We start from the raw sequence: 22,855 nt of genomic DNA, 5'->3' as shown, positions 1-22,855 counted from the left end.
TCTGGTGACGCAGGATCAGCCCAGGGCCTGGGTGATGCGTTCGGCGTTGGCGCGCATCATGCCCAGGTAGGTGCCGGCGTCGGACCCCTCAGGGCCCAGGGATTCGGTGAACAGCGGGACCACGGCAATGTCCTCGCCGGCCTCGGCGGCCAGCACCTCGGCCAGCCGTGCGGGCTGCGACGAGTCGGCGAAGATGGCCCGCACCCCGGCGGACCGGATCTTGCCGGTGAGGTCGGCCAGGTCCGTGGGGCTGGGCGAGGCGAGCGTCGTGCCACTCGGGATCACGGCACCCACCACCTCGAAACCGAAGCGGTTGGCCAGGTAGCCGAACACGTGGTGGTTGGTGATGAGTTTTCGCTGGCCGGGGCCGATGCCGGCGAACCCGGCCTCCATGGCCGCCTCCAGTTCCTGCAGTTGCCCGGTGTAGGTGGCCGCCTGCGAGCGCACGGCGCCGGCGTCGGCGCCGCCCACGTGCTCACTCACTGCCGCGGCGATGGCCTCCGCGGCCTTGGCCACGCGGGAGGGGTCGGTCCAGAAGTGCGGGTCCGGAGCGCCCTGTCCGGACTGGGTGAAGGAGAGGGGCCCGACGGCGTCCAGCACCGGCAACGCCGGCACACCTTCGGCCTCGGCTGCTTTCACATGGTTGAGGACGTTCTCTTCGAGGCCGCCGCCGTTGTGGATGATGAGGGCAGCGTTTTCGATGCCGGCGGCCTGCCGGGCGGAGATGCCGAATGAGTGCGGGTCGGCGTTGGCAGCCATGAGGACCACCACATCGGCCTGCTCCCCCACCACGTTGCGGGTGATGTCGCCCAGGATGTTGGTGGTTACCACCACCGTGGGGCGGTCCGCGGCGGCGGCCGAGCATCCGCCCAGCGCAAACCCCAGGCCTAAGCCCAGCACCAGGAGCGCGCCCAGCCGGGCCGGCCAGCCTGATATTCCGGCACGATTCCGGCCTGCAACCAGGTCCCGCCGCGTGGCCAGGCCCCGCCTCACAGTCCGGTCTCCAGCACAATGTCGGCAGCAGGAACGTCGAAGCTCCGTGCCACCCGCAGCCCGTCCGCGTAGTCGATCTCATGTACCGCGGAGCCTGCGGGGTCGCTCACGTAGGCCCGGGAGGTGTCCACCAGGATCCGCGGAGCAGCGCTTCCCGGGGTGGAGGCCGCAAGCAGCGGAACCTGTGCATCAACGGCCCCTGTTGCAGGGTTCAGGGTCCACAGTGATCCATCGGCAGCAACAGCCAGTACCCGGCGTCCGTCGCCCACCGCGGAAGCAGCAACCACCGGAGCCGGTGTGGGCAGGAACGTCCACTTCCGTTTGGCGGCATCGAGGTGCCACACCCCGGCGTCGCCGGCGGGCCCGGCCAGTTCATTGGACCCGGGGCGGTGGTCCAGGTGTACGGCCGGCGGGCGGCCCGCGGCGCCGTCGGGATACGGAATCTTCTCCGCGCTGAAGGTGCCGGCATCCTCAGTGACCAGCAGCGCCCCGTCCGAGCATCCGAACACGATGCCCGCCCGGGTGACGGCGTGTCCGGCCAGGCCCGGGCAGTCCTGCCGGCCGAGCACCGCCGAATCGCCGGCGTCACGCACTTCAATACCATCGGCGGCAGCGGCACGGGCTGCCACGGACGCCAGGAAGTGGCCCCGGTAAGGCACCACCACGCCGGTGTGCGGGGAGGTGGTGATCCGGGCCGACTCCGCCAGGTTGCCGGCGTCGAGATCCTTGTGGCGGTACACGGCCGCGTACCCGCCGGACTCCGAAAACACTGCAATGGACGTGCCGTCGCCGGCCACTGCGCCCGCGTCCGGAACCTGGAGCAGGCCCACGGACCCGGGCTCGGCGCTGTAGTAATGCTTGTGCTCGCCATGGTCAACGGTCCAGGCGCCGGTATCGAAAACCTCCACCCCGGCGCCCGTGGCCATCAGGGCGTACCGGCCGTCGCGGTAGGCGGCGGTGACTGGACCGTCGGTGCCGGCGTCGGACGTCGCGCCGGTGAGGAGCGAAAGCAGCTGCCCCTTCCCCGTGGCTGCGTTGACGGTGAGCAGGCCCGTTTGTGGTTCGGAGTTCTCTTGCGCCCCGGCGATGTAGCCGTGCGGTTCAGCGGTTTCCGGCGCTGAGGCCGCGTCCGGGCCGGGCGCGGCGCAGGCGGATAGCAGCAGGGGCAGGCCGAGCAGGAGGGCGGCGGTTCTAGGCGTAGTGGTGCGGGGCACGGGTTTCCTTTTCCGGGAGTGGGGCGGGGACGACGACGGCGGCGGCGGCCAGCGCGCCGGGGCGCGGCTTGGTGCCGCGGGTGGCGGAGTGGCAGAGGGCTGAGGCGAAGTAGGACAGGGCGGCGACCAGGGCGATGGTTGCGCCGGCGGCAGTGGACGCGTGCCAGGAGATCCACAGTCCGGCCACCACGCTGGAGACACCGATGAGCGCACCGAGGGCCATCACCGCCCCCACCGACCGTGCCCACACCAGCGCCGCCGCGGGAGGGGCGATCAGCAGCCCGAACACCAGGAGCGTCCCCACCACCTGGAAGGAGGCAGCCACGGCAACGGTGACCATGCCCAGCAGTACGGCATGGGTGAGCCGGGGCCGCAGCCCCAGGCTTGCCGCCTTCTGCGGATGGAACGTGGCCGCCGCCAGCGCGCGGTGGAAGCGTCCGGCCACGGCCAGCACCAGGCATCCGACGACGGCGAGCAGCGCCACGTCCTCCATGCCCACCGCCAGCACGTCCCCAAAGAGCGTGGCGGTAAGGTCCACGGCGAACGAGCCGGAGGCGGACACGATGATCACGCCCAGTGAAAGCATGGCCACGAACAGCAGGCCAATGGCGGTGTCCTGGGAGATGCGGCGGTTCCGGGTGATCGCGGAGACGCCGGCCGCCGTGGCCGCAGCGCTGAGCGCGGCACCCAGGAGGAGGTTGCCGCCCAGCAGGGATGCAATGGCAATTCCGGGGAGCAGCCCGTGGGACATGGCGTCGCCGAGGAAGGCCATGCCGCGCACCACCACCCACGTGCCCACCACGGCGCAGACCACAGCCACCAGGCTGCCGGCCAGGACGGCGCGCTGCACGAAGGAGGCGCCCAGGGGTTCAAGTATCCATTCCATCGCCGCCACTGTATCTTAATAAGAATCATTATCAATAAAGGAGCAGTATGGATGCCATCAGGTTCAGCGACGTGGGGTACGCCTATCCGGACCGGCCGGTGGTGTCGGGTGTCTGCCTGGCGTTCGCGCCGGGGACACATGCCGTCCTGACCGGGCGCAATGGCTCCGGAAAGTCCACGGTGCTGGCCATGGCTGCCGGGATCCTGGCTCCGGACAGCGGCACCGTCACCACCCAGGCCCGGCCCGCCTACGTCATCCAGCACATCGAGGCCCCGGACACCATGCCCTGCACGGTGCGCCAGGCGGTGGAAATGGGCCGTTGGCCGCACCGCCGGGGACGCCCGCTCCGGGCCGCGGACCGCCAGGTGGTGATGGACAGCATGGAGCGGATGGGGATCACGGAGCTTGCCGGACGGCAGTTGCGCGAGCTTTCCGGCGGACAGCGGCAGCGCACGCTGATTGCCCAAGGGCTGGCGCAGCAATCCCCCATCCTCCTGCTCGATGAACCCACGGCGGGACTGGATGCCGAAGCGCACCGGCTGATCAGGGCCGCCGTCGGCGATGAGCTGCGGCGCGGCACCACGGTCCTGGAGGCCAGCCATGACGCGGCGGACATCGGCCGGGCCGACCGCGTGGTCACATTTGAGTCCGGGCGCGTTTCAGAAGGCGGCGGCCGTTTGGCCAGGCGTTAAGAAAGCGTCAAGATCCGCCGGATGGCCAAACGGGGACGCGAGACCCGGTGCTAGGCTCCGGTGGTCAGCAGCCGCAACCCTGCCCGTAACGGGCGTCCGGAGACCACACCAGGATGAGCAGGAAAGTCGAGGGCCGGCCGGCCGCGAGTGGGCCCGGCAGGCTCGGTCCCCGGCCCGGCAGTCAGGGTGCCCGGACCCGCTCCGGGCGGGCGCGGGACGTCTTCAGCATGGCTGCACGGGGCGGGGACGGCCCAAGCCGGAGGGAAAGCGCGCTCCGGCGCGTCCTCTCGCACCCGGTCCGCTCGCTTCCTTTGGCGTTCCTGGCGGTCATCATCGCAGGGGCTGGGTTGCTGATGCTGCCCTCATCCCGCATCGGAAATGACCCCGACGTCTTCATGGCGGCAGCCTTCACCTCGGTGTCCGCCGTGTGCGTGACTGGCCTGGCAACGGTGGACACGGCCACGTACTGGACACCGTTCGGCCAGGCGGTCATCCTGTGCCTGATCCAGGTGGGCGGCTTCGGCATCATGACCCTAGCCACCCTGCTGGCGCTTTTGGTACGGAAGAGCATTGGGCTGCGTGGCCAACTCGTGGCCCAGTCCGAAACACACACATTGAACCTGGGCGACGTCCGCTCCGTCCTTCTCCGGGTGGCACGGATCATGCTCTTCTTCGAAGGTTTCACAGCCCTCGTGCTGACGGTGCACTTCTGGATCAGCTACGACAAAGACCCAGTAGCCGCTGCCTGGCATGGCATCTTCCACGCGGTATCGGCATTCAACAACGCGGGATTCGCCCTTTACAGCAACAACCTCATAGGCTTCGCGGAAGACCCATGGGTCATCGTCCCCATCTGTCTTGCCATCATCGCCGGAGGGCTCGGATTCCCGGTCATCATCCAGCTCTCCAGGGGTGGGGTGCATCCCAAGAACTGGACAGTGCACCTGCGGTTGACCGTCTACGGCACGCTGTTCCTGCTGGCAATAGGCATGGCGCTGTTTGCAGCTTTCGAATGGAACCGGGGCGAAACCCTTGGCAATCTCTCGCTCACCGGCAAACTCGTCGGATCCTTTGCCGGCAGCGTCTTTCCACGCACCGCGGGTTTCAACAGCATCGATTACGGCGCCGCGTCCCCGGAGACTCTGATGGTCACCAACATCCTGATGTTCATTGGCGGAGGCAGCGCAGGAACGGCGGGCGGCATCAAAATCACCACGTTCCTTGTCCTCGGGTTTGCCATCTGGAACGAAGTCCGGGGCCGGGACACGGTCACCATCGCGCACCGGTCCATCAGCTCCTCTTCGCAACGCCAGGCCCTCTCGGTTGCCCTGCTGGGCATCGCGGCGGTCATCGGGGGCACCATGATGCTGCTGATGCTCACAGACCACAGCCTGGAGAGGGTGCTGTTCGAATCCATTTCGGCGTTCGGCACAGTGGGCATGAGCACGGGCATCACACCTACCCTGCCGCCCACAGCGCAGTGGGTCCTCATGGTGCTCATGTTTACCGGGCGCATCGGCACCGTTACGGTCGCGTCCGCGCTGGCGCTCTCCGCCCGTCCGCGGCTTTTTCGGCTGCCCGAGGAGCGGCCCATCATCGGCTGACGGACAAGTGCCGCACGCCCGGCGGAACGTCGAAGTGCGGTCCGGGGGGCTGCTTGGACACGGTGGCGAAGGGGGCAGCCTGCAGATGGTCGATGGTCCGCATCGCGCACCGGGTGACCGGCGTGTAGAAATCCACGGCCAGCTTGGGCAGCCTGATGGTTTCCGCCTCGTAAGCAGGTCCCCGGAGCTCCTCCTCCAGGTCAAGCATCAGGCCCGCCAAACGCTCCGCGCCCACCATCTGGCTGGCGACCTTCAACGCCCCGGCCGCCTCAAGGGCGCCAGCCGGGTCTGCAGTGGACAGGGCGAGCCGGAGCCGATCCACCCTGCGCGGCAGGCCCGCAATGAAGTCGGCCACGAAGACCTGCCGGCAGCCGTCGCCCTGCTCACGCTCCAGCCCCAGTTCAAGGAGGAATGCCTTGTCCACGACAGGAGGCTCAGGGGTTGCGGGGATTCTCATGTCCGTCCTTCCGGGCTGCGGTGCCACCACTTTCCAGCAGGCTAACCACTGCTGATTGGGGTTAGCTTGGCGGCGGAACGGCCCGTCCGGTGAGCTTCAAGGAGGCCAAAGGTTCCTCCAAGGTGCCGGCCCCTTGGGCGGGAGCTGCTATGTCCGGCCGGTCAGCAGGGTTCCCTGGACGGCGGTGAGCGGCACTGCGCCGTAGTCCCGGGAATCAATGGACACGCCCCTGTTGTCGCCCAGCACGAAAATGCTGCCGGCAGGAACCGTTACGGGGCCAAAGTAGGTGGCGTCAATGCGGCTGTGGTCGACGAACGGTTCGTCAACGTGCAAGCCGTCCACAAAGAGTTCGGCGTCCCGGATGGCCACGCTTTGACCCGCCACGGCAATGACCCGCTTGATGGCCACATGGCCGTCCTCCGGGTTGGTGAAAGCCACCACCACGCCGCGGCCCACCGTGCCTGACGCCGCCGGCTTGTACATCAGCACCACCGAACCCTGGGCGATGGTGGGTTCCATGCTGTCCGATGAAACCGTGAAGGGCTCCACGAGCCAGGCCCGGGCGCCGAGCAGTGCCAGCGCCGGTACCAGCGCCAGGATGAGGCGGCGCGGAACGCGCCGGTCTGTCCCCTGCTGACGCGACGACGGGCGGCCGCCGGGGTTTTCGCCCCCGCCGCCGCCCGTCGTCGTACGTTGTGTGGTCAATCCTTTTCGTCGTCCCACTCGGCTTTTGCGGCGGTCATGGGATCGTTGACGTCCACATCCGACTCCTTGAGGCCTACCCGGAACTGGACCATCATGTCGTGGTCCTCATGGGGCAGGTTGTGGCAGTGCATCATGTAGAGGCCCTGCTGGGGGGTGAACTTCATAAGCAGCCGGACCTTTTCGTCCTCACCCACGTAGACCACGTCCTTCGGGCCGCGTTCGTGCAGCATGGGCGCCTGGCCATTGCGGCTGAGGATCTGGAAGTCCACCAGGTGGATGTGGACCGGATGGAACCAGCCACCCGATTTGTTTTCGATCTCCCAGATCTCCACCGAGTTCAGCGCCGGATCCGCGGCCACCTTCTTGTAGCCGCTGGCAATGACGTCCTGCCAGCTGTCATCGTTGATGGTCCACATGTTGGTGGCGTCGTTCCGCTTGACCCGGAACGACCTGGTCTTCACCGACTGGCTCGCCTTCAGCGACATCGCTTCGCTCCCTGCCAGGGTGGTGGGAATCCGGTTCCAGGTGGGATCCGTGGTGTCCACGGGCTCGTCGGTGACATCGAAGGCCATGATCTTGTTGGTGTAGTCGTAGTCCACGTTGTTCTTGTTGGACAGGTTCCGGAGCTCGATCCGCTGCCCGGTCTTGTACTTCCGGAAGTCGATCAGCACCTCGTAGCGCTCCGCCCCGCCGTGCCGGTAGCTGGTCACGCTTTGCGCCAGGGGCACCAGGCCTCCGTCGGTTCCAACAACCACCAGCGGATCGCCGGTGCTGAGGGTGGGTCGGAGGGAACGTGAGATGGAGGCGTTGAGGATCCTGAACCGGTAGACGCGCTTCTGGACCTTCATCACCGGCCAGGGCTTCCCGTTAACCAGGATCACGTCCCCCCACAGGCCCGAATGTGTGTTGTCGTCGTAGCCCAGGGCCCCGTTGGAGGCGAACATGACATCGTTGACGGTCAGCGCCACGTCGTAGCGGCCTTGCGGGAGCAGCTGGCGTTCGATCGGATCGTGCATGTGGTACTGCGCAGCGAGGCCCGAGTAGGCGTTCAGTGCGGTGTAGTGGACGCCGTGGTCGTGGTACCAGAGGGTGCGTGCCGGCTGGAAGTTGGGGTAGTGGTAGTCCTTGTAGAAGCCCGGGTGCGTGACGTCTGAGGCGTAGCCGTCATACTGCGGCAGCGACGCCGAGCCATGCAGGTGGGTGGATGTGGACAGGGCATGCCCGTCGAGCGCGTGCTGGGCCGGGAGCTGGTTGCGGACCCGCAGCACGGCCTTCGTCCCCTGGTCCAGGCTGATGGTGGGCCCGGGAAAGATTCCGTTGTAGCCCAGGATCGGCGTGGTGAGGCGCGGCAGGATGTTGGCTGTGGCCGCCATCTCGGTCACCTTGTAGTAGTTGACCGGCAGACCGTCAGCGGGGTCGATGCCGGTGGCGTAGGGCGCCAGGAACGGTGCCTGGACAAAGGTGGACTGGAACGGACGGGGCATCTCCCTGTCACTGAGCCGGCTGGCGGACTTCGCTTCAACCGAACCCGTAGGCAGCATGGCGGCTCCCGCTCCAAGGACTCCCAGTCCTCCGATCAACAGGACCTGGCGGCGTGAAATGGACATTGGGTGTCTCCTTTGCTCAATACCCAGACTGTGCAGGGGCCAGCTTGGGGATTCCCTGCCCTGGTTGCCTGGTTCTTGGAAAATTCATGGAAGTCCCGGAGTTGACGGGGCGGTTCACTTGGCGCCCCGGTGGTGCCCTGCTCCAAGGGACAGTCCCGGGCCGCCGGGCAACTCCAAGGTCAGGTCGATGGCGCGGTCGGGGAGCTCGAACACCAGCGTGGCGTTGATGCTTTCTCCCTGCCGGACAAGGGCCGGGCCGGGCGTTGCCCAGATCGGTTTCCAGCTGCCCGTGCCCAGGGCCGAGACGGCGTACCGGGACGGGTCGAAGGAAATGCCGTCCTTCTCCATGGCTGTCAGTTCCACGAGGATGCGGACGCGGTGCATTTCCCCGTCCGGCGGGCTGGCGAGTGTTGCCGGGGCTGATGGGGGCGTCCAGCCGTCGGCTTCGAGGGGTATGACCCCATTGATTCGTCCCAGCCCGCCGTCGAGGCTTCCTGAGGCACCCAGCATTGCCGGCGGTGTCCGCGGTGCAGCAGTCACGATGCCCGCCACGAGGGTCCCCACCAGTGTGAGGAGGATGAGCGGGACAAGGACCCTGATGCGCCTGATGGTTGCTGTTGATGCCATGCCGGACAGTGTTGCCCGGCCTTCTAGGGAAAGCCTTGGAGTCCGGCGAGGACCTGCGGCCGGACGGCGCGTCGCCAGGCATGACCTTCCATAACGGGCCGGGAAGCCAGCGTTTCCGCAAGGTCTCGTTCCTACCGTCAGGGCATGCGCGAACACCTTGCGCAAGCACCCAGGATCAGTGAGGTTCTCATGAAATCACCACAGCACGAACCGGGAGGGCCGCGGTTCCGCGTCAGTTACGGCAGGGCCGGCACCATTGCCGGCGTATCCGCCGTACTCTGCGCCACTTCCCTGTTGGCCATCCCGTCCGCCAATGCGGCCGTCCCCAGCTTTCCGGATAACCTGGTGGTTTTCCCGGACCGGGACTTCATCACCATCGAGGGCTACCAGGACCGCGTGGGCCAGACCGCGCTGGTGGAAGTCACCCGGAAGGGAGCCGGAGTCGTGGGGTCGGCCCAGGGAGTGGTCACCGCCGGGGACGTGGCGTTCGAAATCAACCACCCCGGAGGATACTGCTGGGGCGCCGGCACCGGCCTGAACGTCACCCCCGATATCCGGCCCGGCGACGTCGTCTCCATCAAATTCAACGGCGCCGAGGCAGGAGCCACCACGGTCCAGGACGCCTACGTCACCGAGCACTCTTCCCTGTCCGGCACGACGCTGACCGTCAAGGGCCATGCAGGAGCCGGCGTCAACCCCGCCCAGATGGAACAGCGGATCGTGGAGCCGGCGCTCAAGGACACCAGCGTGGGCCGCCGCGATGTCCGCGCTGTCCCCGGGCCGCTCACCGCCGACGACGGTTACAGCTCCAGCCTTGCCTTCGGCACCGACGGGACGTTCACGGCCACCTATGTGTTCAACGACGCCGCCACCGCCGAGATCGCAGCCGCTGCCTCCGGCGAGCGCGCCATGGCGTGGGAAGTCGAGGACGCGGACGCGAACCGCCAGGGCCTCACCATCGCCGAATTCGGTGAGCTGGGCGGTCCCGGAATGGGCGGCTGCCCCAACGGCCCCCTGCAGTCCGGTCCCGCCGGGCCCACCAACGTGAAGGTGGCCAAGGCGGGCGGCGACCTGAAGGTCAACTGGACCCCGGCCCAAGCAGTCCCCGGCACGCCCGCCATCACCGGGTACCGCGTCACCGCCGTCGGCCATACCGTCACGGGCCGCGAACAGGCCGAATCCGGGGTGCGCATCAGCGACCCGAAGGCCGCCGGCACTACCATCAAGGGCCTCAACTCCGGCGAGGACTACGACGTCTACGTGGTCTCCGTGAGCAGCGCTGGCGAGACCTTCCCTGCTGTTCCGTTCATCCCGGAGACGGACTCCGCACCACCAACGGTGACCGCCTCACCAAACGGCGGAACCTTCCCGACGGCGCAGGAGCTGACGCTGACCGCCAGCGAACAGGGCAGCGACATCTACTACACGCTGGACGGGACCGACCCCATCGGCAGCGGCGGCGTCGCCGCCGAGGGCGCCATCCTGTACAAGGCCCCGGTCCCGGTGGCTGCAACCAGCAAGTTCACCTACGCGGCCATCGACCCCTCCGGGAACGTCTCGGACAAGGCCACGGTCGAGTTCACCATCACCAACGACCCCGTACCGGCCGCACCCGCCTTCGCCGGAGCCCCGGTGGCAGGCAAGGGCACGGCCACGGTGTCCTGGACGGCACCCAATCCCGGTGCGGAAGGACTGACCATCACCGGCTACACCGTCCAGGCCTACACAGCAGACGGCACAGCATTCGGCTCAGCGAAGAAGGTGGCCGGTGACGTGACCAGCCTCGTCTACGACGGGCTCGCCGGGGACACGCAGTATCGCTTCACGGTGAAGGCAGGTAACAGCAACGGTGACAGCCCTGAATCCGCCATGAGCGCTCCCGTTACTGTCCAGGGCGATGTAGTGGCCAACGCCGGACCCGACCAGAACGTAGCCCGCCGGACCACGGCAACGGCAGTAACCCTGGACGGCACAGGCTCCACCACCGCCGGCGCCATCTACCAGTGGCGGCAGGTGCTGGCCAGCCCCACGGATCCTGACGGGGTCACGCTGAGCGGCAGCACCACGCTGCGGCCCACGTTCAACCTTCCCGTCTACAAGTACCCCATGACCAACAAGCCGCTCACGTTCGAGCTGAAGGTCACGGCAGGCGGCGTCACCAAGACCGACGTGGTCACCGTGACTCCGGTTCCTGACCGGGTGACCGCGAGCCAGGGGCAGTGGAAGAGCCGGGACTTCCGGGTCGATGGCACCAGCAGTGCCGTGGGCGGGACGGTTACCATCCGCGTCGGCGGCCCCGGTGGCACCATCATCGGAACAGCACCCGTAACGGCTGCGGCGGCACCGGCAACCGGCGGCGTCTTCAGCCTCCGCCTGCGGGACGGCAACGCACCGGCAACCAACCCCGGCAACATCTGGATCGAGTCGTCACTGGGTGGCACGGCAGGACCCATCACGGTGGTGAACAAGTAGCACCGGCTTAGCCCAACGAAGGTCCGGCGGCTCCCGCTTAGTGCGGGGGCCGCCGGACCTTTGTGGTGGCACGGGACTGCAGCGTTCCAGGATCTGAGGTGGTCCAGAATCTGTGGCGGCCGGGGGTCTCCCCCGGCTGCCAACGGCGAAAGGCTTAGATGGTTTCCGGTTTCATGGCGTGGTTGCCGTAGAACCTGAAAGGGTACCGGCCGGCCCACCGGACCGCCGGAGTGGCAGTCCGGAACGTGGCCGTAACGAACGTTCCCTGGCCCGGGGCCGAACGGATGTGGAGGGTTCCCCCGGCCTGCTGGACAGTGTCCTTGAGGATTCGAAGGCCAAAGTGGCCTTCCCGGTAGGCGGTGCAGGGATCGAAGCCCTGGCCGTCATCCGAAACAGTGATCTGGGTGAGCTCGCCGGATTGGCGGATCTGGATGTCCACGGCCGAGGCCCCGGAATGCTTGGTGGCATTGACCAGCGCTTCACGTGCCACCCGGTATGCCAGGACCGCCCGGTCCCGGTCCAGTGATACCCGCTCCGGAATGCTGGCGGTGAAGGCGATGCCGCGCTCCACCAAGGGTGCCTCCAGCCTCAAGATGGACGCCTTCAGCCCCAATTCTTCGAGGTCCGGCGGATAGAGTTCGCTGGTCATGGCGCGCAGGGCCCTGATGTTGCCCTGGAGCATGGTCCGCGCGTCGGCGAATACCTGCCGCTGGCCGGGCTGGCCGCGGCGCTCTTCTGACTCCAGGGCATAGGCCAGCCCGGACAGGTTCTGGATGACGTCGTCGTGCAGTTCGCTGGCGATCTGGCGCCGTTCCTGGTCGGAGGCCTCGATGGCGCAGCGCAGCAGGGCGTTTCGCTGCGCCTGGTGGAACTGGATCCGCTTGGCCAGGCGGACCGCCGGAATCAGCAGGACCAGTTGCAGTACCGCCAGTGACAACAGCACGGGCGGGATCATGCTGAGCAGGACCGCCTGCTGTTCCGCGCGCACGGCCGCCCCTGAGGAATACGTTTCGAAGATCATCGGCGCCCCGTCCTTGGCGGCGGAGCGGACGTAAACCTCCACCAGTTCCCCGGACGAGGCCTCAAACTCGTTTTCTTCAGCAGTCTGTGACTCGACAGTGGCTGTGGCCGGCCCGCCTGCAAGGAGGAGGTGCGCCCACTCCTCCTGCTCAAAGTCCTGCCCGATCAGGGACGGAACGTCCGAGTACACCACCCTGCCGTTTTCATCCCACACCTTGATCCTGGTGACGCCTCCGTTGGCCAGCCACGACGCCACCCGCTGGTCCAGTTCCTCGAGGGCTGCGGGCTCCCGGGCCAGGAGCTGCGGGGTAATAAGTGGGCCAACAACGTTGTCGGCCAGGCGCTGGGTGAAATCCCTGGCATTGGCAAGGGCGTGCTGTTCCGCAGCATCGCGGATCCAGAAAGTCACGGGCGTGGCCACCAGGACCAGTGCAGCGAAACCTGCGGCGAGGAACCGGGTCACAGCCATCCGTACCTCGCGCCGCTGGATGACCTCCGGTGCAGCACCGGAACTGCCGCGCGTCCTGCGGCGAAGTGCGTTCACTGTCAGTGGCCTGGGTCAGGCGGCAGATTGCGGCGCGGATCCCGGCCCTGTCCCCAGCCGCGCCACCAGGGATGGATGAACGATCATGTTGCCCGGGCAGGCGTGCCGCAGCGCGTCGAGGATGACGCCCAAAGCGCCGTCCTTCGGCAGGAACCCGCAGATCCCCATGCGCGCAGCCTCCCGCAGGGCCTCCTGTGAGGGGTTGCCGGTCAGCATGACCACCCGGGTTTGCGGGGCTTCGGAGAGGATGCGTTCGGCCGCGTGCAGTCCGGAACCGTCGGCGAGGTGCAGGTCCATGATCACGACGTCGGGACGCAGTTCCCGGAACATAGTCACCGCCGAGTCCACGGACTTGGCGGCGCCCAGGCTTTTGAGGTCCGGTTCCCGGTCCAGCGCACCGGCCAGCAGGTCGGAGAAGATGGTGTGGTCGTCAACGATCAGGATGCGCAACCGGTCAGCAACCGCTGCTTCCGGCCCGGCTGTGGGTGCAGCCACCGGATGAACATCACGCACCGGGCGGACAGCGGCGCTGGTCTTTGGAGCTGCGGCAGGTGTAGCCGTCCGCTCCAGGAGCCGGGCCTGTGCCTGCCTCAGGGCGGGAGACGGCGTGCATCCCAGCTCGGAGTCCATGATCCTGCGGCAGCGTTCGAAGGCACGCAGGGCTTCGTTGTCCTGACCGTTCCGTTCAAGCCCCATGACCAGGACGTTCCATCCCCGTTCGTTGAGGGGATCTTCGTTCGTGGCGGCAAGGCCCCACGCAACGGCCTTGTCTGCTTCCCCCACAGCCAGGGCGCATTCTGCAGCCTGGACCCGGGCCAGTGCAACGCGTGCCGTGTGCAGCGCCCGCTCCTCCTCCGCCCAGGCAGGGAGGAGCTCATCCCCCAGGAGCGGGGCGGAACCGAGCTCAAGGGCTTCACTGAGCAGTGCCAGCGCCGCTGCCGGGGCGGCGTGGCTGGCTTGCTTGATCAGGCAATTGAAACGGTCCAGGTCCAGTTCCACCAGGGAACGGTCCATCGCATAACCCCCGGTGACTGTCCGCAGGGGTCCCGTCCGGCCGGAACCGGGCTGCAGGTTCCGGCGCAGGACGCTGACATAGCTTTCCAAGGTGGGAAGGGCAACGGCGGGATGGTTGTCGCCCCAGAGCAGGTCCATGATGCGGGTCTTGGAGACCGCCGAGCCGAGATTCAGGAGGAGGATCTCGAGGACCTGGCGGGGTTTGGGACCGCCAAGGTCGTTGGCTCGGAGTTCCACGTTCCCGCGCTGGATGGCCAGGGGGCCAAGAACCGAGATTCGGAGCGCCGGCGTCGTCGACGGCGCTCCGGATTCCTGGCCCAGCAGCCCTGCATTCTTTTCCAACGTAACCACCATGAATTCCCCCTAAGTGATCGAACCTTCTGCGCTAATTCCAGTTCCCAGGCAAAAGTCAGACAACAGTAGTAGGTACTCGCATCAGTTTTCGGGCTTTCCGGCCGACTACTTGGGCAGCTTCCAGCGGGTACTTGGCGCCAGCGCCCTGCCAGCCGGTACCGCAACAGGTTGCGGGGACGGCCTGGACCGCGTTTCCGCAGGTCAAAGCGGTGCGGCGTCGGCACTGCGAACGTTGGGAAAACCCTAGGTGGTCACCCGGACATACGTGCCGCCGCTGTCAAAGGAATCCCCAAGCGGGTCCCCCTAATTTGGCAGGAAGACGGCAAGACAGCGCGGTATGACAAACCCGCCCTCCCCATACGCCGGCCGGAAAAGGATTGGAGACGCCCATGAACCTGCGTAGCACCCCCGCCTCTGCCCCTTCCGACAGGTGGGGGGCAAGTTCGCTGGTCCGCTGGTGGCGGGCCATCCCGGCAGCACTTCGGAGCGTCCGGGCGGGCCTGCGGACCGTCCGGGTCCGGGTCCTCGCCACAGTTCTGGCGTTCCTCGCGGCGGGACTGTTCGTTGCCGGCACCACCACCCTTGCGTTGGACCTGCGGGACCTCAACAGCCGGGTCAGCGAAGACCTCCTGCACCAGTCGGCACGCCTCCAGGACATCGTGGACCAGGGCCTTCCCGACGGCACGCCCTACCCGACGCTCGATGACCTGTTCACCGTCTTCCTGCGCGGCGGCACCCTGGGCAGGTACGAGTCCGTGATGGCCACCGTGGCGGGAGGGGACACGTTCCTGCCCGCCGGAGCCCAGGCACGCAACCTCGGCCAGGCGCAGGTGCTCGAAACAGCTCTCGCCGTACCCCTGGACGGCAACACGGCCCTGCGGGACGTCATCCTGGACGGCCACATGGTGCGCCTGGCCATTACTCCTGTTTCACTGGGCGGCGACTCCCCGAAGGGCGTGCTGGTGGCGGGGAACGAGATCGGGCAGCAGCGGGAGCAGATGGTGGCGTCCTTCGGAACCTTTGCCGCGGTCTCGCTGGCCACCCTGCTGCTGGCCGGCGCAGTGGGGTATGCCGTGACCGGACGCCTGTTCGTCCCCATCCGGCGGCTGCGCCAGGCCACCGAAACCACCACCTTCGAGGACGTGAGCAGCCGCGTCCCGGTCCCGCCCGGCGACGATGACGTCTCGCAGCTGGCAACCGACTTCAACCGCATGCTGGACCGGCTGGAAGTGGGCATCGAGGACCAGCGGCAGTTCGTGGATGACGCCAGCCACGAACTGAGGACGCCACTGACCATCATCGGCGGCCACCTGCAGCTGCTGCAGCCTGCAGATGCCATGGACGTCGCTGAAACCCGGGCGCTGCTCCTGGAGGAGGTGGACCGGATGCAGTCCCTGGTGAACGAGCTCCTGGTGCTGGCCAGGAGCGGCCGGCCCGACTTTGTCCGGCCCGACTGGATCGATACCGACTCCTTCCTCGAAGCCGCCATGGAGCGGATCCGCGTCCTGGGAGACCGGCACTGGCAGATTGAACAGCTGCCCGGCGGCTGGTTCCGGGCAGACCGCAACCGCCTCACCCAGGCCGTTGAACAGCTGGCGGCCAATGCCGTGCACTCCACGGAGCCCGGGGACATCATCTCCATCGGTGCAGCATGGGTCGCTGCCGGGGACAGGGCTTCCACCGAAAAGCCCCACGAACCCACGATTGATATCTGGGTTGCCGACACGGGGTGCGGCATCAGCGCCGCGGACCAGGAGCGGATCTTCGACCGGTTCGCCCGGGCCAACGTCTCCAGGGGCGCCGAGGGCTCGGGACTGGGCCTTCCCATCGTCAAAGCGATCGCCGAAGCGCATGGCGGCTCCGTACGGCTCTCATCACGGGTCAACGTGGGCAGCAGGTTTGTCCTCGCCCTTCCGTCAGGAACATCGTGGCTCGCATTCTGATCGCCGACGACGAGCCACGGATCGCCGCCTTCATCGCCAAGGGCCTCACGGCGGCCGGCTACACCACGTCTTCCGTGGAGGACGGCGTCCGGGCGCTGGACTACGGCAGTTCCGGGGAGTTCGACCTGCTGATCCTGGACATCGGGATGCCGCGGATGGACGGCTTCGGCGTGCTCTCGGCCCTGCGCGCCATGAACTGCACCGTTCCGGTCATCGTGCTGACGGCACGGGATTCGCTTCCGGATACGCTGGCAGCGCTCGACGGCGGCGCGGACGATTACATGAGCAAGCCGTTCCGTTTCGAGGAGCTGCTCTCGCGCATCCGGCTCAGGCTGCGGGACGCTCCGGCAATGCCGGCGTCCGCGGCCCCCGCCAGCGGCGACGTCAGCCTGGATGTGGACCTGCGTTGCGCCAACGTCCGTGGCCGGACAGTGTCGCTGTCCGCCCGCGAGTTCGCCATGGCACGCGTGTTCGTGGAGAACGCCGGCAAGCTGCTGAGCCGGGAACAGCTGCTCAGCCGGGTCTGGGGCTACGACTTCGACGGGTCCTCGAACGTGGTGGACGTCTACGTCGGGTACCTCCGCACCAAGCTGGGGCCGGAGCACTTCCAGTCCGTCCGGGGAGCCGGCTACCGCTTCACCCCTGTCATGGCAGGCCCCGCGAGCCCTGAACCGGCCCTATGAACACCCTGAATCACAACCCTGAACCATGGATGAGAGGTCTCTCATGGAAGATTCATTTCCCTTTCACAGCGGCGAGGAAGAGTGGTGGAACCAGCAAATGAAAGGAAGACCAATGTCCAAGCTGTGGTACCTCCCACTCGCCGCCGTCCTCGGCGCTGCCAGCCTGACCGTCTGGGCCCAGGCGAATGCCGGCCCGCCTCCGGCCGTCTCCCCCGGCGTCGTGGTTTCCAACGTTGATTCCGGCAGCAAGCCGGCTACCTTCGAAGACTCGCCCAAGCCCGACGATTCGCCGTCGGCCCTCGCCACTGCCGATCCCACCCCGACCGCCAGCATCACGGCGGTACCTGAGCACACGCCGGAGACCCGGATCGTTCCGGCCGAACCGGTAACCCTGCCTCCGGTCCAGGTCACGCACGCCCCCGGGCCGGTGGATGACAAGGGCGGACTCCGTGCACCGGGAGTCTCCGATGACGGCCCCACCCACGACCTCAACGACGACAAGGGCGGACTCCGCGCACCGGGCGTTTCCGACGACGGCGCCGCCCACGACGCCAACGATGACAAGGGCGGACTCCGCGAACGGGACGCTTCCGACGACGGCAAGGGCCACGATTCGAAGGACGATAAGGGCGGGCTCCGCTAGCGTCCCCTGGAATCACAAGCTTTTCCCTAGAACGGTCCTCCACCATGGCCTTGCGTAGCCGGCTCAACTGGGAAGCCGGCGCTACTGGGGAGCAGTCAAGGCATGGGGAAAGTACGTCGCGTTTCAGCGCGCAAACGAAACCGCACCACCACCGGAGCAGGGCTGCGTGCCTTTGCCGCATCAGGGGCGCTGGCGCTGGTGGCGTCCATGGGCCTGCCTCCGCTGGCAGCCCAGGCCGTCCAGGCCCCGGTCGGCTCGGGGTTCACTGTCACCCCGGCCGACCTGTCCTACATCCTCAAGCAGATCAAGATCGCCGAAGCGCACGTGGCGAACACGACGTCCGCCACAGGCCCGTGCGGGGCGCTGATCGGCACCGGACCCAACCAGCTGGCCAGCCCCCTGCTGTCCCACGGCCTGCGGACCGTGGACGGCAGCTGCAACAACCTGCAGCCGGGCCAGGACACCTACGGCGCCTCGGACCAGGTGTTCCCGCGGCTGGCACCCAAGTCCTTCGGACCCGCCGAGAGCGGCTCCTTCGGTGGGCCGCCGGTGGCCACAAGCTACACGCAGAAATCGGGGAGTGTCTTCGATTCCCGGCCCCGGACCATCAGCAACCTGATCGCGGACCAGACGTCCGCCAACCCGGCCGCGGTGGCTGCCGCCGGCTTCCCCGCGCGCTCCCAGGGCAACACGGGCGTGGTGCCCTGCACCACTGATCCGAACCCTGAGGCCGTTCCCCCGGTCGCGGCGGCGCCCGAAGGCTGCGTCCCCTCGCACAACACGCTGGACATCCCCAACGTCACTACCGACGTCGGCCTGTCACCGCCCTACAACTCGCTCTTCACCTTGTTTGGCCAGTTCTTCGACCACGGCATCGACCAGACCGTCAAGGGCGGCGGAACCGTGTATGTGCCGCTCAAGGCCGACGATCCGCTCATCGCTGGGCCGGACCACGCCTTCGGCACAGCGGACGACCTCGATCCCCACCTGCGCTTCATGGTCCTCACCCGCGGGCAGAACCAGCCCGGCGAAGACGGCATCCCGGGCACCGCCGACGACGTCCAGGACGCGCTGAACACCAACTCGCCCTGGGTGGACCAGAGCCAGACTTACGCCTCCCACTCCTCGCACCAGGTCTTCCTGCGCGAATACACGAACAACTCCGAGGGCCGTCCGGTATCCACCGGCGGCCTGCTGGGCGGCCCGGCGGGCACGGCGGCGGCCGGTGGCATGGCCTCCTGGGCCGACACCAAGAAGCAGGCCCGGGAGATGCTCGGCATCCAGCTCTTGGACAAGGACGCCCTCAACGTTCCCCTGCTGGCGGCCGACGCCTACGGCAAGTTCATCCCAGGCCCCAAAGACGGGCTTCCGCAGTTCGTCACCCGGTCCGGGCTGGTGGAGGCGGACCGGTCCGCGAACGGCGGCAACGGAACGCTGGTGCCCCAGGATGTGCTGTACTTCAACACACCGTTCCTGACGGACATCGCCCACAACGCAGATCCTTCGCCCCAGGACACCGACCACAACCCGGCAACACCGCCGGCCGCACCTGCCCCGGACGCGGACAACACGGCATCCGCAGACTTCGCGGCCCAGGCTCCCGGGACGTACGACGACGAGATGCTCAACGCGCACTTCATCGCCGGCGACGGACGGGTCAACGAGAACATCGGGCTCACGGCAATCCACCAGGTCTTCCACTCCGAGCACGACCGCCTGGTGGGGGACATCAAGAACGTCCTCACCACGGACAAGTCCACCCGGGGTGCTGCTGCCCTCACCGAATGGCAGGCGACGGCGGGCGCTGGCGGCTGGAACGGCGAGCGCCTCTTCCAGGCCGCACGCTTCATCGCGGAAATGGAGTACCAGCACCTCGTCTTCGAGGAATTTGCCAGGAAGATCCAGCCGGCGCTGAACATCTTCGAACCCTTCGCGTTCTCCCAGACCGACGTCAATCCGGCCATCAACGCGGAGTTCGCCCACTCGGTCTACCGTTTTGGGCACTCGATGCTCACCGAGACCATCTCGCGGCGCAACGAGGACAGCCCCGGACCCGACGGCGTCTGGGGCAACCAGGACGACGTGCCGGGTTCGCAGAATGACCTGCCGCTCCTGGGAGGATTCCTGAACCCGCCCGCCTACACCGACGGCGGCCCGGCGGGGCCGCTGACCTCCGAGGAAGCCGCGGGCAGCATCGTCATGGGGATGTCGGACCAGGTGGGCGCCGAACTTGATGAGTTCGTCACGGACACCCTGCGCAGCAAGCTGCTGGGCCTGCCGATGGACCTGGCTGCCATCAACCTTGCCCGCGGCCGGTCCGAGGGTATCCCTTCGCTGAACGTCTTCCGCCGGCAGCTCCACGGCGCCACCAATGACAGCCAGCTCAAGCCGTACGCCAACTGGATCGATTTCGGGGAGAACATCAAGCACCCCGCGTCGCTGATCAACTTCATCGCCGCCTACGGCACCCACCCCTCCATCGTTTCCGCCACCACCCTGGAGGCCAAGCGGAAAGCTGCCCGGCTGATTGTCAGCCCGGACGCCCTGGCCGGGGAGGTGGCGCCGGACGATGCCGTGGCGTTCATGAACAGCACCGATGCGTGGGCCAACGACGGCACCGCATCGACCACCGGCCTGGACGGCATCGACCTCTGGATGGGCGGCCTCGCCGAACGGACCAACCTGTTCGGGGGCCTGCTGGGCAGCACCTTCAACTACGTCTTCGAAAGCCAGATGACGGATCTGCAGAACGGTGACCGGCTCTACTACCTGGCGCGCACCCCCGGGATGAACCTGATGGCGCAGCTTGAAGGAAACTCCTTCGCGGAGCTGATCATGCGCAACACGAATGCGAAGGCCCTGAAGGCTGACGCGTTCGCCACCGCCGACTGCAAATTTGAGCTGAAGAACCTGGCGGGAACCGCCGAAGGGTTTGCCCACTCCGGCAACACCGTGGCGGACGATGCCGGAACCGAGTGCAGCGAAACCGCACTGCTGCTCCGGATGCCGGACGGCACCATCAAATACCGGGCCTCGAACTCCGTGGACCCCGTGGGAATCAACGGCCAGGCCGTGTACAACGGCACGGACCGCGCCGACCGCGTCCACGGCGGCTTGGACAACGACACCTTCTGGGGCGGCCGGGGCAACGACGTCATTGAAGGCGGCGACGGCGCCGACACGGTCCTCGGCGGCGAGGACAACGACGTCGTCACCGATCTAGCCGGCGACGACATCCTCAAGGGCGGCCCGGGCAATGACGCGCTCGACGGCGGCCCGGGCCTGGATCTGATGCTCGGCGGGGACGGCAAGGACTTCATCAACGGCGGGGCGAACTCGAACGAAACCTTCGCCGGCGAAGGCGACGACTTCGTGATCGCCGGCGAAGGCCTGGACGGCGTCTTCGGCGGCGGCGGGGACGATTGGGCCGAGGGCGGCGACAGCCCCGACCTGCTGATCGGCGACTCCAGCAACCTGTTCTTCCTCGACGATTCCCAGAAGCCCGGCCACGACATCCTCATCGGCCAGGGCGGCGATGACGACTACGACATGGAAGGCGGCGACGACATCGGCCTGGCCGGGCCGGGCATCGAGAAGGTGGCCGGGGCGTCAGGCTTCGACTGGGAGATCGGCGCCTACGATCCCCAGCCCCAGGACGCCGACCTGAACCTCCCCATCGCACCGCTGGACATCCTGCAGGTGGGCGTCCGGGACCGGTACAACGAGGTGGAGGCACTCTCCGGAGGTCCCTTCGCCGACACCCTTCGTGGCGACGACCTTACCCCCCGTACGGTGGGCGGCGGCGGTTTCATCGGCTGTGACGTCCTGGACCAGGCCGGGATCGACCGGATCCTGGGACTCGACCAGCTGATTCCTTCCCTGCCGACGCCGGTGGAGGACGTCATCAACGCTTCGGCCTCGAAGGAATGTCCTGTCCTCACCGGATCCCAGGTGTGGGGCGAGGGCAACATCCTCCTTGGCGGCGGCGGCGACGACACCATCGAAGGCCGCGGCGGGAATGACATCATCGACGGCGACCGGTACCTCAGCGTCCGGCTCAGCGTCCGCACGGATCCCGCAGACCCGGCCACCGAGGTGGGCAGCGCCACGTCCATGACGGCCCAGTTCCAGCGTGCCGCGGACGGCACGCTGACCGGTCCGACGCTCCAGCAGGCAGTCTTCGCCGGCAGCATTGACCCGGCGGACGTCGTGGCGGTGCGGGAGATCCTCAACTCGGCCGAGGGCACCGACACCGCACTGTTCTCGGACCTCGAGTTCAACTACACCGTCACCACCACCGGCGGCGACGGCACGCTTGGCTCCCCCGGCTCCGTCACCACCGTCCAGCACAACGGCGGCCGTGACGGCACGGACACCCTGCGTAACGTCGAACTGCTCGTCTTCGGCAATGGGACCGGCACCGGCGGAAACGGCGCGGACGACGGCGTTACCGAACCGCCGGAGGACGAGCCCGTCGAAGGCGACGAGGGCGCAGGTGACGGCATCGGCGAGGTCGTCCCGGGCGACGGCGAGGTGGTGGTCGTCATCGATCCCGTTACCGACCCCGCGACGGATCCCGGCACTCCGCCTGTTGACCCCGCACCCCTGGACCCGGCACCGGTGGACCCGCCAGCCAACCCGGCACCCGCGGACCCGCCAGCCAACCCGGCACCCGCGGACCCGCCAGCCAACCCGGCACCCGCCAACCCGGCACCCGCGGACCCGCCAGCCAACCCGGCACCCGCGGATCCACCGGCCAACCCGGCACCCGCCAACCCGGCACCCGCGGACCCGCCAGCCAACCCGGCACCCGCGGATCCACCGGCCAACCCGGCACCCGCCAACCCGGCACCCGCCAACCCGGCACCGGCTAACCCGGTACCCGCGCCAGTCGGCGTGGCCGTCAGGACAGTTGATGCCACGGGCACCCAGGTGGGCGAGATCATCATGGCCGAGCCCGGCACGTCCCGGGTGGTGGTCCGGGGCCTGGAGAACGGGGAGGAGTACCGGTTCCAGGTAGCCCCCACCACAGGCGACAGCGAGCCGTCGTTCTCGGCACTGAGCGCACCGGTTGTCCCCGGCCCGGCCGCCGGACTCCGCAGCCAGGCCGGCGGCAGCGCCGTGGCACCGGTCCCCGCGGAGCCGGTGACGGAGCAGCAGCCAGCGGTCACCGGTACCCTGCCGCTCGGTGGCCTGGCCGCCGTCGCGCCCGTCCTCCTGACCGCCATGGGGCACTATCTGTCCACCGGGGAAGGAGCCACAACCCTGGGCCTGGTCATCGGCGGATTGCTGGCAGCCGCAGCCTTGCTGGCATTCCGGTTCTACTCCGCCCGTTCCAAGGCCAGGACTGCAGGCAGCGGGACAGCCCGCGGCACGAAGGCCGGCGACAGGGCGTGA

16 protein-coding genes are annotated in these 22,855 nt (G+C 67.7%); 7 read left to right on the top strand and 9 right to left on the bottom strand.

Annotated features, from left to right (window positions below; all coding sequences use genetic code 11):
* Positions 1–15: 15 nt before the first annotated feature.
* From aztC to aztB, 3 genes are read right to left on the bottom strand one after another with little or no spacing between them, the layout of a single operon-like run.
* Positions 16–993: a zinc ABC transporter substrate-binding protein AztC gene (gene aztC, locus QE394_RS14730; protein WP_349034943.1), complete on the bottom strand. Its 978-nt coding sequence runs from the start codon at positions 991–993 to the stop codon at positions 16–18.
* Positions 990–2,207, bottom strand: coding sequence for a hypothetical protein (locus QE394_RS14725; protein WP_349034942.1), 1,218 nt, complete (start codon positions 2,205–2,207; stop codon positions 990–992). Before QE394_RS14725 ends, aztC begins: the two co-directional genes overlap by 4 nt.
* Positions 2,185–3,093, bottom strand: a complete 909-nt coding sequence (gene aztB / locus QE394_RS14720) for a zinc ABC transporter permease AztB (RefSeq protein ID WP_349034941.1) — start codon at positions 3,091–3,093, stop codon at positions 2,185–2,187. The genes QE394_RS14725 and aztB overlap by 23 nt, the downstream gene beginning before the upstream one ends.
* A 47-nt stretch (positions 3,094–3,140) precedes the next feature.
* Here aztB and aztA point away from each other — a divergent pair, with 47 nt between their 5' ends.
* Positions 3,141–3,785: a zinc ABC transporter ATP-binding protein AztA gene (gene aztA, locus QE394_RS14715; protein ID WP_349034940.1), complete on the top strand. Its 645-nt coding sequence runs from the start codon at positions 3,141–3,143 to the stop codon at positions 3,783–3,785.
* A gap of 227 nt (positions 3,786–4,012) precedes the next feature.
* Positions 4,013–5,389: a potassium transporter TrkG gene (locus QE394_RS14710; protein ID WP_349035415.1), complete on the top strand. Its 1,377-nt coding sequence runs from the start codon at positions 4,013–4,015 to the stop codon at positions 5,387–5,389.
* Here QE394_RS14710 and QE394_RS14705 read toward each other — a convergent pair.
* The 4 genes from QE394_RS14705 to QE394_RS14690 all read right to left on the bottom strand — a co-directional run bounded on the left by QE394_RS14705 (position 5,379) and on the right by QE394_RS14690 (position 8,785).
* Positions 5,379–5,846 (bottom strand): Hpt domain-containing protein, encoded by a 468-nt coding sequence (locus QE394_RS14705; protein ID WP_349034939.1) that lies wholly within the window; start codon positions 5,844–5,846, stop codon positions 5,379–5,381. The genes QE394_RS14710 and QE394_RS14705 overlap by 11 nt on opposite strands.
* A 147-nt stretch (positions 5,847–5,993) precedes the next feature.
* Positions 5,994–6,551: a signal peptidase I gene (gene lepB / locus QE394_RS14700; RefSeq protein ID WP_349034938.1), complete on the bottom strand. Its 558-nt coding sequence runs from the start codon at positions 6,549–6,551 to the stop codon at positions 5,994–5,996.
* Positions 6,548–8,158 (bottom strand): multicopper oxidase domain-containing protein, encoded by a 1,611-nt coding sequence (locus QE394_RS14695; protein WP_349034937.1) that lies wholly within the window; start codon positions 8,156–8,158, stop codon positions 6,548–6,550. The genes lepB and QE394_RS14695 overlap by 4 nt, the downstream gene beginning before the upstream one ends.
* Positions 8,159–8,272: 114 nt before the next feature.
* Positions 8,273–8,785 (bottom strand): hypothetical protein, encoded by a 513-nt coding sequence (locus QE394_RS14690; protein WP_349034936.1) that lies wholly within the window; start codon positions 8,783–8,785, stop codon positions 8,273–8,275.
* A gap of 189 nt (positions 8,786–8,974) precedes the next feature.
* Here QE394_RS14690 and QE394_RS14685 point away from each other — a divergent pair, with 189 nt between their 5' ends.
* On the top strand, positions 8,975–11,257 hold the full coding sequence (locus QE394_RS14685) for a fibronectin type III domain-containing protein (protein ID WP_349034935.1): 2,283 nt from the start codon (positions 8,975–8,977) through the stop codon (positions 11,255–11,257).
* Between the two features lie 154 nt (positions 11,258–11,411).
* Here QE394_RS14685 and QE394_RS14680 read toward each other — a convergent pair whose 3' ends face one another.
* Both QE394_RS14680 and QE394_RS14675 read right to left on the bottom strand, forming a co-directional pair.
* The gene (locus QE394_RS14680) at positions 11,412–12,821 is read right to left on the bottom strand and encodes a sensor histidine kinase (protein WP_349034934.1); all 1,410 of its coding nucleotides are present in this window, start codon (positions 12,819–12,821) and stop codon (positions 11,412–11,414) included.
* Between the two features lie 15 nt (positions 12,822–12,836).
* Positions 12,837–14,189 carry a BTAD domain-containing putative transcriptional regulator gene (locus QE394_RS14675; protein WP_349034933.1) on the bottom strand — a complete coding sequence of 451 codons (1,353 nt, stop codon included), beginning with the start codon at positions 14,187–14,189 and terminating at the stop codon, positions 12,837–12,839.
* Positions 14,190–14,578: 389 nt separating this feature from the next.
* On the opposite strand from QE394_RS14675, the gene QE394_RS14670 reads away from it, so the two are divergent.
* The 4 genes from QE394_RS14670 (at position 14,579) to QE394_RS14655 (ending at position 22,855) form a co-directional block, all read left to right on the top strand.
* Positions 14,579–16,132, top strand: a complete 1,554-nt coding sequence (locus QE394_RS14670; RefSeq protein ID WP_349034932.1) for a HAMP domain-containing sensor histidine kinase — start codon at positions 14,579–14,581, stop codon at positions 16,130–16,132.
* The gene (locus QE394_RS14665; RefSeq protein WP_349034931.1) at positions 16,117–16,815 is read left to right on the top strand and encodes a response regulator transcription factor; all 699 of its coding nucleotides are present in this window, start codon (positions 16,117–16,119) and stop codon (positions 16,813–16,815) included. Before QE394_RS14670 ends, QE394_RS14665 begins: the two co-directional genes overlap by 16 nt.
* Before the next feature lie 112 nt (positions 16,816–16,927).
* Positions 16,928–17,458 (top strand): hypothetical protein, encoded by a 531-nt coding sequence (locus tag QE394_RS14660; protein WP_349034930.1) that lies wholly within the window; start codon positions 16,928–16,930, stop codon positions 17,456–17,458.
* A 102-nt stretch (positions 17,459–17,560) separates the two neighbouring features.
* A complete protein-coding gene (locus QE394_RS14655) occupies positions 17,561–22,855 on the top strand; it encodes a peroxidase family protein (RefSeq protein WP_349034929.1) in 5,295 nt (1,764 codons plus the stop codon).

The organism is Pseudarthrobacter sp. SORGH_AS 212, from assembly GCF_030818145.1.
Lineage (GTDB): Bacteria > Actinomycetota > Actinomycetes > Actinomycetales > Micrococcaceae > Arthrobacter.
Note: the sequence above shows the minus strand (reverse complement) of the source record. Positions and strands in the feature narration are given on the sequence as shown.

Coding starts and splice junctions, on each gene's coding strand:
- QE394_RS14685 (WP_349034935.1), top strand. CDS start 8,975: ATGAAATCACCACAGCACGAACCGGGAGGGCCGCGGTTCCGCGTCAGT.
- QE394_RS14710 (WP_349035415.1), top strand. CDS start 4,013: ATGGCTGCACGGGGCGGGGACGGCCCAAGCCGGAGGGAAAGCGCGCTC.
- aztA (WP_349034940.1), top strand. CDS start 3,141: ATGGATGCCATCAGGTTCAGCGACGTGGGGTACGCCTATCCGGACCGG.
- QE394_RS14695 (WP_349034937.1), bottom strand. CDS start 8,158: ATGTCCATTTCACGCCGCCAGGTCCTGTTGATCGGAGGACTGGGAGTC.
- QE394_RS14660 (WP_349034930.1), top strand. CDS start 16,928: ATGTCCAAGCTGTGGTACCTCCCACTCGCCGCCGTCCTCGGCGCTGCC.
- QE394_RS14705 (WP_349034939.1), bottom strand. CDS start 5,846: ATGAGAATCCCCGCAACCCCTGAGCCTCCTGTCGTGGACAAGGCATTC.
- QE394_RS14690 (WP_349034936.1), bottom strand. CDS start 8,785: ATGGCATCAACAGCAACCATCAGGCGCATCAGGGTCCTTGTCCCGCTC.
- QE394_RS14675 (WP_349034933.1), bottom strand. CDS start 14,189: ATGGTGGTTACGTTGGAAAAGAATGCAGGGCTGCTGGGCCAGGAATCC.
- QE394_RS14670 (WP_349034932.1), top strand. CDS start 14,579: ATGAACCTGCGTAGCACCCCCGCCTCTGCCCCTTCCGACAGGTGGGGG.
- aztB (WP_349034941.1), bottom strand. CDS start 3,093: ATGGAATGGATACTTGAACCCCTGGGCGCCTCCTTCGTGCAGCGCGCC.
- QE394_RS14655 (WP_349034929.1), top strand. CDS start 17,561: ATGGGGAAAGTACGTCGCGTTTCAGCGCGCAAACGAAACCGCACCACC.